The sequence below is a fragment of the Acinetobacter sp. HZNU-JH01 genome (assembly GCF_037996845.1).
GTDB lineage: Bacteria > Pseudomonadota > Gammaproteobacteria > Pseudomonadales > Moraxellaceae > Acinetobacter > Acinetobacter haemolyticus.
In genome coordinates, this window is record NZ_JBBMZX010000001.1 from 1,473,815 (window position 1) to 1,490,802 (window position 16,988).

The window sequence follows — 16,988 nt, forward strand, 5'->3', positions numbered from 1 at the left end:
CATCTATAGCTATGTTTAAAGATGATATGGCAAAAATACAATGACACTACAGCAAGCAACACTTCCCACTCCCCAGTTTGATCAAATCCAACTTGCCGACTTAAAACAACAGATTGAAAGCACCATTCAAAATGGTCAAAACTTCTTAAATCAACTCAATGAAGCTCCTCAAGACATCGAAACACAACTTGCAACGCTGACGGAAGTCGATCAACTTGAAAATAACATGAGTGAATCTTGGGGCATTTTGTCACACCTCAATGCGGTCATGAACAATGCCGAAACCCGTGAAGTGTATCAATCACTTTTACCGAGTTTAAGCGAATACTACACTCAGCTTGGACAGCACACAGCGTTGTATCAAACCTATCAACAGATACATGACAGCGCTGCATTCCAAAGTCTGAGCGAAGCTCAACAAAGTGCCATTAAACTCGCGTTACGTGATTTCAAACTTTCAGGCGTTGCACTTGAAGGCGAAGCCAAAAAACGTTATGCGGAAATCTCAGCACGTTTATCACAACTATCTTCAGATTTCTCTAACCATGTACTCGATGCAACGCAAGCTTATTTCAAACCATTAGCAGAAGAACAACTCAAAGGCTTACCACAAAGCAGTATTGAACTATTAAAGCAATATGGACAACAGCGTGAGCTTGATCAAGCCGTTGCCACACTCGACTTCCCTGCTTATTTTGCGATTATGACCTATGCTGATGATCGCGAACTTAGAGAGGAGCTGTATAAAGCCTACGTGACTCGTGCCTCAGAGCAATCTGACAAGACTGAATTTGATAATACTCCTGTGATGGAAGAAATTCTGAGCTTACGTCAAGAAATGGCACAACTACTTGGCTTTAACAATTTTGCTGAATACTCCTTGGCCAGCAAAATGGCGCCTGATGTTGATACCGTCGATAAATTCCTAGTGGATTTGGCAGAACATGCACGCACACCAGCTCTTGCTGAAATCGCCGAACTCAAAGCAATTGCACAACAGGATGGTATCGAAGAACTCAAACCGTGGGATGCAACTTACTACTCTGAGAAGTTAAAACAGCAGCAATTCAATCTTTCTCAAGAAGCACTTAAACCTTACTTCCCAGCTCCCAAAGTGGTGACTGGTTTATTCCAAATCGTACAACGTCTTTATGGTATCCAGATCGTTGAACGTCAGGCACCTGTTTGGCAAAACGATGTGCGTTATTTTGAAATTGAAGATCAAGGCCAAGTAGTGGGTGGTTTCTACTTCGATTTATATGCCCGCAATGGCAAACGTGGTGGCGCATGGATGAGCGGCTTCCGTTCCCGCGTACAAACCACAAATGGACTGCAAAAACCAATTTGCTATATGGTGTGTAACTTTACACCACCGATTGGCGATCAGCCCGCCCTGCTGACGCATGATGAAGTGATTACACTATTCCATGAATTTGGTCATGGCTTACATCACATGCTCACCGAAGTGGATAATATCTCGGTTGCAGGCACACACGGCGTTGCATGGGATGCAGTGGAGTTACCAAGCCAGTTCATGGAGTTTTGGGCATGGGACAATGAAAGTTTAGATGTACTTAGCGAGCATATTGAAACCAAGCAAACCTTGCCGCAAGAATTGTTAACTGCATTGTTGAATGCACGTTTCTTCCAGTCAGGTATGCAAACACTACGTCAAATCGAATTTGCACTATTTGACCTCACTATTCACCGTCAATCGCCAGCTTTAAATAGCGAGCAAATCCAAGCCACATTGGATGATATTCGCAATAAATTTTCAGTTGTTCCTGCTGTTGCTTATAACCGTTTCCAACACAGTTTTAGTCATATTTTTGCAGGTGGCTATGCTGCAGGTTATTACTCCTACAAATGGGCAGAAGTTTTAGCCAGTGATGCCTTTGACCGATTCGAAAATGAAGGTATTTTTAACACAGAGACTGGAAAAGAATTTCGAAAGTTTATTCTAGCAGTTGGCGGAAAAGATACAGCACTTGATGCGTTTCGCAATTTCAGAAAAAGAGAACCAAAAATAGATGCATTATTGCGTCATCAAGGTTGGACGAATACAGATAAAACCGCTTAAACTACGTCATTATTGTTCACAGGATGGTATTAACTGACATGAAAAGACAATTCATCGCGGGCGCTAAATGCCCAAAATGTGGGGCTTTGGATCGTGTCGTTAAAATCATTACTGTGGATGACGAGTGGATTGAATGTATCGAATGTGCTTATAGCGAAAAACGTCCGACCCATGTGGAAGAGTCGCAACCCGCTGAGCCAGATGAAATTGGGGTGATACAGTTCAAACCTCGTCATTTTGACTAGAAGGTTAAAAAAATGACGTCACCAGCCCAAACAAGCAACTCCAAATTATTATGGATGATCATTGGTGGGATTAGCCTCGTTGTGCTGATATTTTTTACTGCACAGTGGCTGTTATCTAACCATACAGCAGAAACTGAAACAGCTGTAAGCCAACCCAATCCTGTAACGACTTCATTAGAAAATGTCGAAGCCGCTAGCGCTGCGATGATGAGTCATGTAAATGAGGAAAGTGACCCAGCTCCGATTCAACTGGTTGAAGAATCAATACTCAAAGCAGCTGTGCCAAACAATGAAAGCCTAGCAAAAGAAGAAATTGCTAAATTAGATGATATTCAACACCAGCTCAAAGATCAGAAACAAGAGTTACAAGCCCAACACCACGATGCTGATACTTTAATAAAACTCAAAGAAGAACAAATCAAACTATTAGAAGCACAACTGCTCCAAACACAAGCATCGTAAAACAGCTTTTAAGCTATTCAATTTGCTAGAATGTGATCATCCCTTCTAGCATTTTTATTTTATGCCTATCGTCAGTCAACGTCACCCCGTCGTTCTTGCAATCGCATGCCTGACGTTTTCAGCTTTTTTATTCTCACTTATGGGCATATGCATCCGTTTTGCATCACATACCGTCGATAACTACACCATTGTCTTTTTCAGAAACTTAGTTGGATTGATACTGTTCTTACCTTTCATTTATAGACAAGGCACCGATTTTGTCAAAACAGAAAAAATCTGGATGCATACTTGGCGAAGTATTATTGGATTAGCTGCAATGTACGGTTTCTTTTATGCAATTGCTCATCTTGAATTATCCAATGCGATGGTCTTTACCTACTCTTCCCCAATCTTTATTCCTTTTATTGCATGGCTCTTTCTTAAAGAACGTATCAGCACGCTAATGCTTTGCGCGGCAGCACTCGGTTTTATTGGGGTATTTTTTGTGGCAAAGCCTGATCAAGGGCTATTGAACTGGTTATCAATCATTGGAATCACCTCTAGTTTATGTGCAGCGATGGCATTTGTGACTGTCCGCGCGCTTACCCAGACCGAGCCCCCAGAGCGCATCGTATTTTATTTTTGCTTTATCGGTGCTCTACTCTCAGGCATCCCGATGTTTTGGGTTTGGCGCCCCTATCAACTTGAAGAATTATTCTTTCTGATTGCGGCTGGTGTACTCGCCAATGTTAGTCAACTATTTATGTCACATGCGTATCGTCTAGCGCCAGCAGGTCAAATCGCTCCAATCAACTATGTCGCGATTATCTTTGCAGGTATCTGGGGCTTTTTACTTTGGCACGAATTACCTGATACCTACAGTCTAATTGGTTTTGGCTTTATTTTGATTGCGATCTTTTTATGTAGTCCAATCATGCAAAAAGCCAAATAATCTCCTCTTATACAATTGATGACAACAACATAAAACCGATTTTCTATCCCACTCAGATTTACACATGCCATAAAAAAGCACCCGAAGGTGCTTTTTTATTCACTGCTTATTTTATTGGTACCAACCAAACAACTTAAAGTAATAAGGAATATACGCAACAATCAGGATTGCTGGGACCATTACCAATAATGGCAATATCCAACGTTCGAAACGATAGTAGAAGGACAAATGCTTCACTTCTTCGTCGGCTGCTCGTACTTCATCATCACCAATTGCTTGTCGTGCCAATAAGTGATTCAAGGCAACAGGTGGTGTGACATAACCTAGCTCGAAGCCAATCAATGCAATCATCCAGAAGTGAACAGGATCTATACCATATTGATAAGCCACTGGTGCAACCGTTGCGGAAATCAAAATTACCGCACCAAATGGATCCATGATCATCCCGACGAGAACCATGAACACAACCACTAAACTGATCACAATAAACATACTACTGATGTCACGCGGGAATGCTTCCATCACTTCAATATGTTCTAAGAAACCACCTACGCTGACAGACAATGCCATAAGGATAATCAAGGCACCAATATGACCGACTGTTTCAGTTGTTGAGAGATGTAAAGCTTTTCCAAATGGAACTTTACGCTCTGGGTTGCGAGGATCATCTGCAGGATTCACTTTCGGTGTAGGTTGTGAACCATCTGGCGGCGCAGTATACGTGTTTAAAGTACTGTCCCAATGCCCGACTGGCGCTAGTGGTGCAGGTTCTTTACGTAACTTATCAAACAATACCATCAGCAATAGAATTACTGGCATCATCACTGGTGCTGTAAATTCATTTAGATCCGTTGACAATGCATGCTTGTAGAATAACCAAATCAGAATAAAGATTACGATATATGGTGCTACAGGCACAAACGCACGCAATGATTTAGGCAAAGCAATTTTCGGCGGTGAAATGCGGAATTTTTGCTCTGCAAAGAACAAAGAAATGATTAAGAACAAGGTTGAAGTCAATAAGAAGACATACATACCATGTGTATAAAGTAAATCAGTTGTCACTTCTTTATTTAAAGAGGCTACGACAACGATTAATAAACATGGACGTAAGACCACACCCAATGAACCAGAGAGTGCTGTTGCTGCCAATGCAAACTGACGACGACCACCAGCATTCCACACTTCTTTATAAATAATCGCACCGGCTGCAATAACGAAGATACCAGATGCCCCTGTATAGGCGGTTGGTAATGCAGCTGCAATCAAAATTAACCATGTTAAGGTTTCTGGCGCTAAGTTCCACGGACGTAAAATATTTAAGAATAAATCAACAATACGTGTCTGCTTAAGCAACATACCTGCCCAAATAAACAAGGCAAGATTTAAGAAGATATTTGAAAACTCAACCAACTGACCAAGATAGATCCCTTGCCCCATTGGATAATCCATGAAGAAGGTAAATGCCACCCCTGTAATAATCGCCATATAAGCATATAACGGGATACTCAAGAAGGCTAAACCAACATTACCTCCTTCACGAGTTGGCGGTGGTGATTTAATCAAATGGAATAGACTGATTAAGGTCAATGATCCAAATAAAATCATCCATAACCAATAAATCACATTCATGCCAGAGGCAAAAGGTACACCAGAATTAAGTACCGAGTTGTATTGGCTAATCACAGAGGAAGTAAGTAAACCATTACCTAATACCATTGCCGTATTATAAATACGGAAATCGATTCTAGTGGCTGGACTACGTAAACCAATATGATGTGATTTAATCGTGGCGCTAATAGCAGCAAATACCACCATAATGACTAACAATAATGCACGATTTTCAGAGCCAAATTTAAAGATGCCGAAAAAGGACGTCTCTATCGTACGATAGGTACGAACACTCGGATTCGCTTCAATATGCGCCATTGCTTTATCATAGAATACATATTTTTCTTCACACTGTTGTTGTGCAGCCAGTAATGAAGAACGAACATCAGATTCTGAAGCAACACCGAACATGCTTGCAAACTCATCCGCAGCATTGATCTTCATTTGCTCTTGAACTTGTGCATCGATATTTGGGTTACGATCACAGGTTGGCTTACTCGGTTCAGCCCGTAGAAACGAATATTGCATCCCAATATTCGGATCGCCGTACAGACGTTCACCCATACGTAATAACTGCCCATGGATCATCTCACCCGTACCAATCACGAGTGTTACTAAGAGTAAGATGAGAATAACAAAGGCTGATATCCACTCTGTCCAGATATAACTCAGTAGACCTAATCCAGACTTTTTCTCTTGATCATTTTGCATGTCTATTCCAATTTATTGTTATCAACATCCATCCAAAGATGTTGAATCATGCGATGTCTATGGTTGATAGATAAATGAATTTACCCTCTTAACACCAATCCCTTTTAAACCGCCTAAATTTGCAGCAATCTTTCGCTAAAAAAAATGGCTACAATTATTTTTTTATGGACTTTATTATCAATGTGTCTGTTCTTTATCTTTCCCAACTAAAAGTAAATAACCTGATCCACACAACACACCTCCAATTGCACCAATCAAATGTGCTTCGGTTAAAACAGGGCTACCAATTAACTGTGCTGTTCCTGATTGTCCAAAAGTATTTTCCCAAATCAATTTTGCAGCGATCAGAACTAACACCAACACCGCAAACTTGCGCTCATTTTGATATTGCAGATAAACAATACTGACTGCAGTATAGAGACCATGTAAAACACCAGATAATCCAGCATAGGCATCGATATAAGGTAAATAATAATAAAAAACCAGACTAATAAATGGAGGGAGAAGCAATAATAAAGCAACCAAATGCCAATTACGCACATGTGGAAAAATGAAAGGTAAACATACAAAAGCCAACATATTCAACAAGAAATGCATCCAACCAACATGCACCCAGTGTGCAGTCCACAACCGCCAAAACTCGGTTAATAAACTGGATTTCCAATAAATGAAATGATCAGCAAATACTTGCAAACATGCTGCCACTGACACACAGACAGCGATCAAAATGACTTTCCGTATCCATATTTGATCTTTCATTTATGCACCTCTCTGGAGAAAACAGACCTTTTACGATTTACAAATCATAGATAACTTGTTTAATCCATATTGTAAAAGGTCGTTTAATTCAGGTTACTTCATCATATTGCGTCTATAGAACAGATGCTTACTCACCACCATCAAATAAATCATCTAGCTCAGATGAACTTTCTTTGGTTTCATCCCAGAATGAATACAAACCTTCATCACTCGCTCTTACGCCCGTATTTTCAGTCCAATAACGATCCGCAATCCCTTTCACCATGGCACCCGCCATTTGGTCAATCAATTTGAACTGAGGATTTGCGGGTTTATCTTCACCTGTTGCAGCAGCATAAGAGCGCAGAGCATCACGCATTTTTACATCATCGCCACTTGCCTGCGCTGCCACAGCATATAACGCATGGGCTAAACGAACGCCTTTCTTTTCACCGATTTGCATAGACTGTTTCATGGTTGCATAAGGTTCAGGCTTGCCATCACCAGCACCAGGTAAGAGTGTCCAGATCACAGCACGGGTTGCCATTGGCGCACCCCAATACTTTTCATTGTCTAAACATGCCATACCACGTTCAACGATACCTGCAATATCTTTAGGCACGTGAACCGCACCACCAGAGTTAATATCATTGGTCATTGCTTGCAAACCACTGACCATCCCTAGTAGGTAAACGGTTTGATCTAGATCATTTCGCATCGTCGGACACGAATCACCTAATTTATATTTATATTTGCTTTCCCAACGATTTGCGAATAATTGATAACCTGCATATTGACGCTCTGCTGCTAGTGCAGCCCAGCGCTTTTGCTCAATACGGGCATCCTGTGCTTCAGAAACTTGTCCTGATTTTGCAGCACGTAAATAACGCAATTCAGCTTCTAATGCTTTATTTTCTGCACACATCCCCGCCGCAGAATACATCAGAACAGCCATACGCGTCGGATCAGCCCCCATATCTTTGGTGGACATAATTGCTGGAGTTAAAGCATTACCCGTATTACACACCATATCTGCATCATCCATTGCGAGAATTGGTGGTACGATATGCCGTTCACTAAAACCTAATGCAACATTAGCCCCTGTTTTAATGACGTAAGAACATCCCGTTAACATTGATGTTGTGAATAATGCGACCGCCACACCTTGTCCAATTTTTTGGAATTTAGACATGCTTCCTGTCCTCTAATTAATTTGTTTTTCCTTTTAGTTGTACCTTATCAGATGCCATACCCAAGTTAAAGAGTAATTGCTCTAATTTTGATAGGGTTATTTTGACACACTTCACAGAACAAAGAATTGACAGATATTTGGGAATACAGAAATTTCAGGCAAAAAAAAGTAGCATTGCGACGGTTCAGCACATGCTACTTATTAACTGGTAAAATCGTGAAACTCTTTATATTTTAGTTTTGTTGAAAATAATCCTTGAGTAACGTTCCAGCTCTTCCTACAACAATCGCCATAACGATTGCAATTACTAGAAACATCCACATTGAAATCTCCATAGAGACCTCCTACACTTCACGCATCTACTTTTGATAGATACTCGATTGATGTTCATCATCATTATTCATGGGAGAATGATATATTGATGACACTTTCAATCTCTTTCTCTTGTTCACTTCAACCTTAGATCGACGTGATTCAAAAAGTTCCCTGAGTAAAGTTCCTGCTCTTCCTACTACAATTGCAAAAACGATTGCAATCACCAGAAACGACCATGTTGGAATTTCCATCATTTTGGACCTCCACCATACTTTACGTTGGTGTTTGTACTTTAACGAAAATAAATCAGACTTGATCGCCAGATTGTCTGACAATCATCATTTTCACGTTTTTTAGAGTATTTAATCTAACAATTTTGATTATTTCACAAACAAAATAGCTTAAGATTTTGAATTATAATTATTTATTAATAATATACACCCATACAATTGTCTAACAATTATGCAAGTTTGACCCATGTTCTGAGCTTTTTCCACTGTAAAATCGACAATTGATCCCACCAAATCACACAAGGTCGACATTGAGAGTCATAAAAATAGATGACGATATAACATTGATGATCGATCATTTTTCGAATTTTCCTTTGCTCGATCCTCTGCATCTCATCACTAAAACACAAGGAGCAAAGCTGATCATCTAAATATTCAAAGTGTTTAAGCTGAGGTTGTTTGAGTAATAATACCCAAGCAATTAGCATCAAAGGAAAGCTAACAAGCCATAAAAACCAAGGAAGTAAGTAATACAATAAACTAATCAGTACGATAAAAATAAAAAGTTGAAACGCAAATGCAAAACGACTGCGTTTCAACACAAAAACCCGATCAGCCGTGGACATACTGTTTTAATTTTGAAATAAACGCTTTTAACTCTGGACGAGGAGGTTCACCCACCTCCATGAACCAATCCAGTAAATCAGGATCTTCTTGATCTACCAACTCTGCAAACAATGCTTTCTCAGCCTCATCTGCTGTGAGATAACAATTTTTAACATAAGGATCAAAATACACATCGATTTCTTTCAAACCACGACGTGCACGATAAATCACTTTACGTTCTTCTAGTGTCAATTCTTCAGACATTCTTTGTTCCACTATGCAACAATTTGCCCCATAGTGTACTCGAACCCACTAAAGTTCGCAGCGATTTTTATGAAGTGACCAAATACATCAATTAAATTGAGCATTGATCACATTGTCCAATATTTTCGATTTCTTGTATCGTGATGATGAGTCTGTAACTTCAACAATTTAGGGAAAAAATAACAAATGCAATCAGGTGCAATTCGTCCAATTCCAAACATGTTAGCGCGAAAATTATTTACTTCAGACCATGAAGCATTTCGCGAAACTGTGCGCAAATTCTACGAAAAAGAAGTTGTTCCAAATATTGAAAAATATGAAAAACAACAACATGTTGACCGTGATCTATGGAATAAAGCTGGTGAGTTAGGTTTACTTTGCACCACTATGCCAGAAGAATACGGTGGTTCAGGTGTAGATCGTTTATACAGTATGATTCTCATTGAAGAACAAGCTTATGCGATGGATTCTAGTACTGGATTTTCGTTGCATTCAGATATTGTTGCCAATTATATCAACAACTTCGGTAACGATGAGCAAAAGCAAAAATGGTTACCTAAAATGGCGACTGGTGAAACCGTAACAGCAATCGCCATGACAGAACCGGGTACAGGTTCAGATCTACAAGCAGTACGCACAACAGCCGTACTTGAGGGTGATGAATATGTCATCAATGGCTCTAAAATCTTTATTACCAATGGCTATCTTTGTGATATGGCCATTGTGGTATGTAAGACGGGTAATACAGAAAAAGGATCTGCGAATTTATCATTAATTATTGTAGAAGCAGATCGTGCTGGTTTTAGCAAAGGCAAGCCTTTGAATAAAATTGGGATGAAAGGTCAAGATACCTGTGAACTGTTCTTCGATAATGTACGTGTACCGAAAGAAAACCTTCTTGGTATGGAAGGCATGGGCTTTATGATGCTAATGAAAGAGCTCGCATGGGAACGTATGCTCGTTGCAATCATTTGCCAAGCAGGTGCTGAAGCTGCATTTGCTCATACAGTACAGTACACCAAAGACCGTAAAGCGTTTGGTAAACCGATTGGAACATTTCAAAATACACGATTTAAATTGGCAGAATTACGCACAGAAATCGATTTTTGCCGTACGTATTTAGACCGTTGTATGGAGTTACAGCTTGAAGAGAGTTTAGGTGTAGATGCAGCAGCAGCAGCTAAATATAAAATTTCAGATATGTTCTCAAAAGTTGTAGATGAGTGCTTACAATTACATGGGGGCTATGGCTATATGCTTGAATACCCAATTGCACGCGCCTATATCGACAATCGTGCAAACCGCATTTATGCAGGAACCAATGAAATTATGAAAGAATTAATTTCACGTACTCTTTAATTTTTAGATTTAAAAAATCAGGGATAGTACTAAATGTACTATCCCTTTTATTTACTTTGACTGCGGCGATTCCGATGGTTGAGATGGTGGATTCATCCGAACCATCAACTGCTTAACCTTAGGATGATCAATATGTTGTTGCATCGTTTCATTTAGTGCAGTGCGCGCATGTTGTGTCGTGAAATGTGCAACCTCGCTTCCAACTTCACTGGCTTTATTTGCCCATGCTTTACCTTCAGGTAATTGATAAAAATTTAATGCCGCTTGTAACTCTTTCTGGTTAAAAGTCTCAACATAGCGTTGCACAATAAACTGTTTACGTTGCTCACTATTTAGATTCTTAGTCAAATCCGTATAAAAACTCTCTGGTAGATCTTTAGGTAAACGCATCCGAATCTGCTCTAGGATCATTTTATCCGTGCTTAGTAAACCTTGCTCAGTACCATCAATAGAAACCAATTGTTGAGCTAATTTTTCTTTTTGCTTCAGATCATCCGCAAAGGTGGCATTACTAAACAGTAATATCCCCAAAAACCATAATTTTTTCATTGAATTGTCCTAAATATATAAATTTTATAATCAACATGTATACGCAATATTTTAACAACAATCATTATTTAAAACAAAAGAACCCTGTGTCTACACAGGGTTCTTGCTTAGCTTAAAATAAATTAAGAAACTAATTTTGGTTTACGATCTACTTGTTCATCACGCTTACGGAATTGTAAGACACCATCGTTAAATTTTGCATCTTTCAATTCTTTACGATCAGCAAGATAGTTGTTAGAAATCTTCCATGGTGCTTGCTTGCCTTGTTTTGGCATAATATCCGCTGCACGAGCGATATAACCTGAAGATAGTTTACCCATAATCGTATCTTGCTCAAACTGAGCAGGGTCAGCATGTGCGATCACTTCATCAAAGCCGTTTTTGTCCATATGATTAAGCAAACGACAAATATAGTCAGCAGCAATATCAACTTTCAATGTCCAAGACGCATTGATATAACCAATAATCATTGCCATATTCGGTACATCACTCACCATCACACCTTGGTACAACATATGATGTGAGGTATTCATCGGCTTACCATCAATAGAGCCTTTTACGCCACCTAAGATTTGAATTTCCAAGCCAGTCGCTGAAATTACAATATCAGCTTCCAAATGTTTTCCAGATTTCAACTGGATACCATTTGCAGTGAACTTCTCAATCTGATCAGTTTCAATACTTGCTTGACCTTGGCGCAATGCTTTAAATAAATCGCCATCAGGTACAACACATAAACGTTGATCCCATGGATTATAGCTTGGCGTAAAGTGTTTCATATCCACTTTGCCTTTTAGCTGCAACTCAATGCCTTTTAATAATAGGCGACGCACAGTTTTTGGATGCTTTTGAGCTAAGGCGTAGATCGCACGCTGCATCCCAATGTTACGAGCACGGGTAAATTTATATGCTGTTTCTTCTGACATAAATCTACGTGTTTTTTCATAGATGAAGTCAATTGAAGGAACTGTTGCGATGTACGTTGGAGAACGCTGTAACATAGTCACATGACCTGCTCCACCTTTCACCATTGAAGGAACAAGGGTAATCGCTGTTGCACCACTACCTACAATCACCACTTTCTTACCTGTATAATCTAGGTTTTCAGGCCAGTGTTGTGGGTGGATAAATTGCCCTTTAAATTTATCTTGCTCTGGGAATTGTGGTGCATAACCTTGATCATAGTTATAGTAACCCGTACATCCCATTACAAAATTTGCTGACCACGTTTGTTTTTTGTTGTTGCTATCTTCAATTTCAACAAGCCACTTTTTCTTAGCAGAATCATAATTTGCAGAAAGAACACGATGACCAAAATGGATTTTTTCTTTTAACTTAAACTCATCAATGACTTCTGAAAGATAGCCCTTAATTTCTGGACCACTTGCAAGAACTTTATCTTTTGCCCATGGTTTAAAGTTAAAACCAAAAGTAGACATATCTGAGTCTGAACGAATACCAGGATAACGGAATAAATCCCAAGTCCCACCAAAGCTGTCACGACGCTCTAAAATTTCAAATTGGCGTTGTGGACAGTTTTTAGAAAGGTGTACAGCGAGCCCAATCCCAGAGATACCTGCACCAATAATTAGAACATCAACTTGCTTTTCCATTTTTTTTATACCCTGTATAAACCATGTCTTTATTAAAGCACAAATTTGACAATACACAATGTCAAGTTTAGTCATTCATCGGTTTTTTTATATCAGTTCGGGACATTTTGAGAAAAAACGAAGCTAAAAAATCTTGAGATTTCTACTAGGAATTTCCAGATCAGACTTCAGCAGCATAAGAAATTTATGTGTAGTTTAGAGATTATCAAAAAGTAATCTTGTTGGCATAAGACTTAAGAAAATCAAAATAGCATAAGAAAATTTACTAAATGTACTCAAACAAATTGTGCTTTAAAAAAGTTTGGGATGAACTATTGTTTAATGGTTGATCTTTTATCAACTTTAACGATACCGTGCTTTAGAGCTTTGAAAAATGACTTAGAACAGAAAAAGCTTCATCAGAAGCTCATCCGTATATCCTGTATCATTTTTCAAAGCTTTCAATTCCACCCCATAGGTTTGAAAACCATTTTTTTGATAAAGATGAATCGCTGACTGATTATCATCAGCGACACTCAGTAAAATTTGTTCTACTTGCTCTTTACTATAAGCTATAACAGTACGAAGCAACTTTGTTGCGATACCTTGTCTTTGAAATTCAGGTTCAATAAATACACTGGATAGAGAAGCCTTATGAGACAGCTTCATTCCGCCCTCTCGTGTTAAAGTCGCTAAACCTATAATTTTATCTTTATGGTAAACCCCAAAGACTATTGAATTTGATAAGCAACTTTCAAAAAAACTGTATGGTTTTAAAACTTCTATCTCATAAGTTGAACCAAACATTTGTGGGGCTTTTGCTAAAGCTGAAAGTCTAATCGTTCTAAAATCATTCAGTTCATCTACACTTAGGATTCTAATCGTAATATCTAACATATTTATTTGAAATTTTAATAATGTCATAACCTAATTTAGCATATTAACCATTTACCCAAATTTAAGTTAGAAAGAAAATTATTAACTAATAAGCAATAAAAAAGGTCGGTTATTACACCGACCTTTTTTGGAACAACTGAGCTGCTCTTGTATAGAAGTATTATTTTACTTCACGATCTACAAGTTCAACGTAAGCCATCGGTGCAGCATCACCTGCACGGAAGCCCGCTTTAAGAACACGTAGATAACCGCCGTTACGCTCTTTGTAACGAGGGCCAAGAACGGTAAATAATTTACCAACAGTTGCTGCAGAACGAGTACGAGCAAACGCTAAACGACGGTTTGCTACTGTATCGTTTTTTGCCAAAGTGATTAAAGGCTCAGCAACACGACGAAGTTCTTTCGCCTTAGGCAAAGTTGTTTTAATTAACTCATGCTCAACTAAAGCATTTGTTAAGTTTTGGAACAACGCCTTACGGTGGCTGCTTGTACGGCCTAATTTCACACCACTATTACGATGACGCATGGTGATAGTCCTACTTAATTAACGGCTACGATAGGCAAAACGGTCATCCATACGGAGACTAGCTGGTGGCCAGTTCTCTAAACGCATGCCGAGTTGTAAACCTTTCGATGCCAAAACATCTTTGATCTCAGTTAACGATTTTTTACCCAAGTTAGGAGTTTTTAACAACTCAACTTCAGTACGTTGAACAAGATCACCAATGTAGTAAATATTTTCTGCCTTCAAACAGTTAGCAGAACGAACAGTTAGCTCGAGATCATCTACTGGACGAAGCAAAATTGGGTCAACTTCTTCGCGAGGTTCTTGAGCAACAGGAGTTTGATCTTTCTGAAGATCAACAAAAATTGCAATTTGTTGTTGCAAGATTGTTGCCGCTTTGCGGATAGCTTCTTCTGGATCAACAGTTCCATTTGTTTCAAGATCGATCACTAGCTTATCAAGATCGGTACGTTGTTCTACACGCGCATTTTCAACGGTATAAGAAACACGTTTAATCGGGCTATAAGAAGCATCTAACTGTAAACGACCCACTGGGCGAGTTTCGCCTTCTGGGAAACGAGAGTCAGATGTTTCATAACCACGACCTTGAGCAACTTTAAGGCGCATTTTCAATGAACCACTAGCACTCAAAGTACCAATTAAATGATCAGGGTTAACCACTTCAACATTATGAGGTAAACGAAGGTCGGCTGCTGTTACGTCACCTGCACCTTGTTTCTCTAATGTTAAATATGCTTCATTTTGATCGAACAGCTTAATAGACAATCCTTTTAGGTTCAGCAAGAGCTCGACGATGTCCTGCTGCAAGCCTTCTAAAGTACTGTACTCGTGCTCGACGCCTTCTATCTCAACTTCAACCACAGCAGCGCCAGGCAAAGAAGACAATAGAATGCGACGTAAAGCATTACCTAGAGTATGACCAAAGCCACGCTCTAAAGGTTCCAGAATCACTTTTGCCGAGGTCCCGCTCACCGCTTCGACCTTGATCGCTTGCGGAGTTAGAAACTCGTTTGCAGTACGCGTCATTTATTGCTACCTCAAGGATTATTTAGAATACAATTCTACAATCAAGCTTTCGTTGATTTCAGCAGGTAAATCAGAACGATCAGGTGCAGTTTTGAACGTACCTTCTAGCTTAGAATGGTCAACTTCCATCCAAGCAGGGATACCACGTTGAGCAGCCAATTCAATTGCATTTTTAATACGCAATTGTTGTTTAGCGCCTTCGTGAACCGCAATTACATCGCCCGCTTTTACTTGAATAGACGCAATGTTGACACGACGACCATTTAAAGTAATAGAACGGTGAGAAACTAACTGACGAGCTTCTGAACGTGTAGAACCAAAACCCATGCGATAAACTACGTTATCAAGACGGCTTTCAAGCAATTTCAACAAGTTTTCACCTGTTGCGCCTTTCACACGAGCTGCTTCTTTATAGTAGTTACTAAATTGACGCTCTAACACACCGTACATACGACGGACTTTTTGTTTTTCACGTAATTGTAGTGAATACTCAGATTGCTTACCACCACGAGCCTGACCATGTTGACCAGGTGCTTTATTGTGTTTTTTGGTTTTTACATCAAACGGTTTAACGCCTGATTTAAGTTGCAGGTCTGTCCCTTCGCGACGAGAGAGTTTGCATTTTGGACCAATATAACGAGCCATGAATGTTTCTCCTTACACGCGACGTTTTTTAGGTGGACGGCAACCGTTGTGAGGAATTGGAGTCACATCGGTAATGCTGTTAATCTTATAACCCACTGCGCCTAATGCACGAACCGCAGACTCACGACCTGGACCAGGACCTTTTACAAGGACGTCTAGGTTTTTCAAACCGTAATCTAAAGCTGCTTTACCAGCAACTTCAGCAGCTACCTGAGCAGCAAACGGAGTTGATTTACGTGAACCACGGAAGCCTTGTCCACCTGAGGTGGCCCAAGCCAATGCATTACCTTGACGATCGGTAATCGTAACAATGGTGTTATTAAAAGACGCGTGAATGTGTGCAACACCTTCAGAGACGGTACGAGAGACCTTCTTGCGTGTGCGAGTATCTTTAGCCATCTTTTAGCTTCCAGAAATCTTACTTTTTAATCGGTTTGCGCGGACCTTTACGGGTACGTGCGTTAGTTTTGGTGCGTTGTCCGCGAACAGGCAAGCTGCGACGATGACGAAGACCGCGGTAGCAGCCTAAATCCATTAAACGTTTAATGTTCATGGAAATTTCGCGACGTAAATCACCTTCGGTCGGAACCTTAGCAACTTCTGCACGAATCGCATCAAGCTGAGCATCATCTAATTCACGAATTTTCGTAGTTCCAGCAATACCTACAGCAGCTAAGATATTCTTAGCAGTGTGGCGACCGATACCAAAAATATACGTGAGAGAGATAACAGCGTGCTTGTTATCCGGAATGTTTACACCGGCAATACGAGCCATTCAATTTTCTCCAAAAAGGCAGTCAAGATAATCAACCGCCCCACAAAAATCTTGAGGGGCGGATAATAACCTAATTAGCCTACTGAAATCAACAGGTCTTAATTAAATTAACCTTGACGCTGCTTATGACGAGGTTCTGCGCTACAAATTACGCGAATAACCCCATTACGACGGATAACTTTACAGCTACCACAAATTTTCTTTACAGAAGCTTGTACTTTCATGATGAAAACC

The 16,988-nt window shown here is 39.7% G+C and carries 20 protein-coding genes; 5 read left to right on the forward strand and 15 right to left on the reverse strand.

The genetic code is table 11. The annotated features are described in order from the left end of the window. Nucleotides 1-40 precede the first annotated feature (40 nt). The 4 genes from AAC851_RS07000 (at nucleotide 41) to AAC851_RS07015 (ending at nucleotide 3,718) form a co-directional block, all read left to right on the forward strand. Nucleotides 41-2,080, forward strand: coding sequence for a M3 family metallopeptidase (locus tag AAC851_RS07000; RefSeq protein ID WP_340600677.1), 2,040 nt, complete (start codon nucleotides 41-43; stop codon nucleotides 2,078-2,080). Nucleotides 2,081-2,118: 38 nt separating this feature from the next. Beyond that, the gene (locus AAC851_RS07005) at nucleotides 2,119-2,325 is read left to right on the forward strand and encodes a YheV family putative metal-binding protein (protein ID WP_005086820.1); all 207 of its coding nucleotides are present in this window, start codon (nucleotides 2,119-2,121) and stop codon (nucleotides 2,323-2,325) included. A 12-nt stretch (nucleotides 2,326-2,337) separates the two neighbouring features. Then, on the forward strand, nucleotides 2,338-2,787 hold the full coding sequence (locus tag AAC851_RS07010; RefSeq protein ID WP_004641011.1) for a hypothetical protein: 450 nt from the start codon (nucleotides 2,338-2,340) through the stop codon (nucleotides 2,785-2,787). A 61-nt stretch (nucleotides 2,788-2,848) separates the two neighbouring features. Continuing rightward, entirely contained in the window at nucleotides 2,849-3,718 is an 870-nt protein-coding gene (locus AAC851_RS07015) for a DMT family transporter (RefSeq protein WP_005086823.1), read from the forward strand. A gap of 111 nt (nucleotides 3,719-3,829) precedes the next feature. Here AAC851_RS07015 and AAC851_RS07020 read toward each other — a convergent pair whose 3' ends face one another. The 6 genes from AAC851_RS07020 to AAC851_RS07045 form a co-directional block, all read right to left on the reverse strand. Next, on the reverse strand, nucleotides 3,830-6,040 hold the full coding sequence (locus tag AAC851_RS07020) for a TRAP transporter large permease subunit (protein ID WP_004641016.1): 2,211 nt from the start codon (nucleotides 6,038-6,040) through the stop codon (nucleotides 3,830-3,832). A 177-nt stretch (nucleotides 6,041-6,217) separates the two neighbouring features. Further along, nucleotides 6,218-6,799: a rhombosortase gene (rrtA, locus tag AAC851_RS07025; RefSeq protein ID WP_125503235.1), complete on the reverse strand. Its 582-nt coding sequence runs from the start codon at nucleotides 6,797-6,799 to the stop codon at nucleotides 6,218-6,220. A gap of 127 nt (nucleotides 6,800-6,926) precedes the next feature. Further along, the gene (locus AAC851_RS07030) at nucleotides 6,927-7,970 is read right to left on the reverse strand and encodes a hypothetical protein (RefSeq protein WP_125503237.1); all 1,044 of its coding nucleotides are present in this window, start codon (nucleotides 7,968-7,970) and stop codon (nucleotides 6,927-6,929) included. A 359-nt stretch (nucleotides 7,971-8,329) separates the two neighbouring features. Then, the gene (locus AAC851_RS07035) at nucleotides 8,330-8,536 is read right to left on the reverse strand and encodes a hypothetical protein (protein ID WP_171261742.1); all 207 of its coding nucleotides are present in this window, start codon (nucleotides 8,534-8,536) and stop codon (nucleotides 8,330-8,332) included. 209 nt (nucleotides 8,537-8,745) lie between these two features. After that, entirely contained in the window at nucleotides 8,746-9,141 is a 396-nt protein-coding gene (locus AAC851_RS07040) for a hypothetical protein (protein ID WP_005088316.1), read from the reverse strand. Next, a complete protein-coding gene (locus AAC851_RS07045) occupies nucleotides 9,128-9,385 on the reverse strand; it encodes an FAD assembly factor SdhE (protein WP_100833185.1) in 258 nt (85 codons plus the stop codon). Before AAC851_RS07045 ends, AAC851_RS07040 begins: the two co-directional genes overlap by 14 nt. A 186-nt stretch (nucleotides 9,386-9,571) precedes the next feature. On the opposite strand from AAC851_RS07045, the gene AAC851_RS07050 reads away from it, so the two are divergent. Next, complete coding sequence (locus tag AAC851_RS07050) at nucleotides 9,572-10,744, forward strand: acyl-CoA dehydrogenase family protein (RefSeq protein ID WP_005086825.1); 1,173 nt, start codon at nucleotides 9,572-9,574, stop codon at nucleotides 10,742-10,744. Between the two features lie 51 nt (nucleotides 10,745-10,795). Here AAC851_RS07050 and AAC851_RS07055 read toward each other — a convergent pair whose 3' ends face one another. From AAC851_RS07055 to rpmJ, 9 genes are all read right to left on the reverse strand, one after another. After that, on the reverse strand, nucleotides 10,796-11,293 hold the full coding sequence (locus AAC851_RS07055) for a DUF2059 domain-containing protein (RefSeq protein ID WP_005088321.1): 498 nt from the start codon (nucleotides 11,291-11,293) through the stop codon (nucleotides 10,796-10,798). 122 nt (nucleotides 11,294-11,415) lie between these two features. Then, nucleotides 11,416-12,906 carry a flavin-containing monooxygenase gene (locus AAC851_RS07060; RefSeq protein WP_005086827.1) on the reverse strand — a complete coding sequence of 497 codons (1,491 nt, stop codon included), beginning with the start codon at nucleotides 12,904-12,906 and terminating at the stop codon, nucleotides 11,416-11,418. A gap of 378 nt (nucleotides 12,907-13,284) precedes the next feature. Continuing rightward, the gene (locus AAC851_RS07065; protein WP_125502915.1) at nucleotides 13,285-13,782 is read right to left on the reverse strand and encodes a GNAT family N-acetyltransferase; all 498 of its coding nucleotides are present in this window, start codon (nucleotides 13,780-13,782) and stop codon (nucleotides 13,285-13,287) included. 160 nt (nucleotides 13,783-13,942) lie between these two features. Next, complete coding sequence (gene rplQ / locus AAC851_RS07070; RefSeq protein WP_004641032.1) at nucleotides 13,943-14,308, reverse strand: 50S ribosomal protein L17; 366 nt, start codon at nucleotides 14,306-14,308, stop codon at nucleotides 13,943-13,945. A gap of 18 nt (nucleotides 14,309-14,326) precedes the next feature. Then, nucleotides 14,327-15,334, reverse strand: coding sequence for a DNA-directed RNA polymerase subunit alpha (locus tag AAC851_RS07075; protein ID WP_004641033.1), 1,008 nt, complete (start codon nucleotides 15,332-15,334; stop codon nucleotides 14,327-14,329). Nucleotides 15,335-15,352: 18 nt separating this feature from the next. Continuing rightward, entirely contained in the window at nucleotides 15,353-15,979 is a 627-nt protein-coding gene (gene rpsD, locus AAC851_RS07080; RefSeq protein ID WP_075314690.1) for a 30S ribosomal protein S4, read from the reverse strand. Between the two features lie 12 nt (nucleotides 15,980-15,991). Then, nucleotides 15,992-16,378 (reverse strand): 30S ribosomal protein S11, encoded by a 387-nt coding sequence (gene rpsK, locus AAC851_RS07085; protein WP_004641037.1) that lies wholly within the window; start codon nucleotides 16,376-16,378, stop codon nucleotides 15,992-15,994. Between the two features lie 19 nt (nucleotides 16,379-16,397). Next, the gene (gene rpsM / locus AAC851_RS07090; RefSeq protein WP_004641038.1) at nucleotides 16,398-16,754 is read right to left on the reverse strand and encodes a 30S ribosomal protein S13; all 357 of its coding nucleotides are present in this window, start codon (nucleotides 16,752-16,754) and stop codon (nucleotides 16,398-16,400) included. A gap of 107 nt (nucleotides 16,755-16,861) precedes the next feature. Beyond that, nucleotides 16,862-16,978: a 50S ribosomal protein L36 gene (gene rpmJ, locus AAC851_RS07095; protein ID WP_000867907.1), complete on the reverse strand. Its 117-nt coding sequence runs from the start codon at nucleotides 16,976-16,978 to the stop codon at nucleotides 16,862-16,864. Between the last annotated feature and the right edge of the window lie 10 nt (nucleotides 16,979-16,988).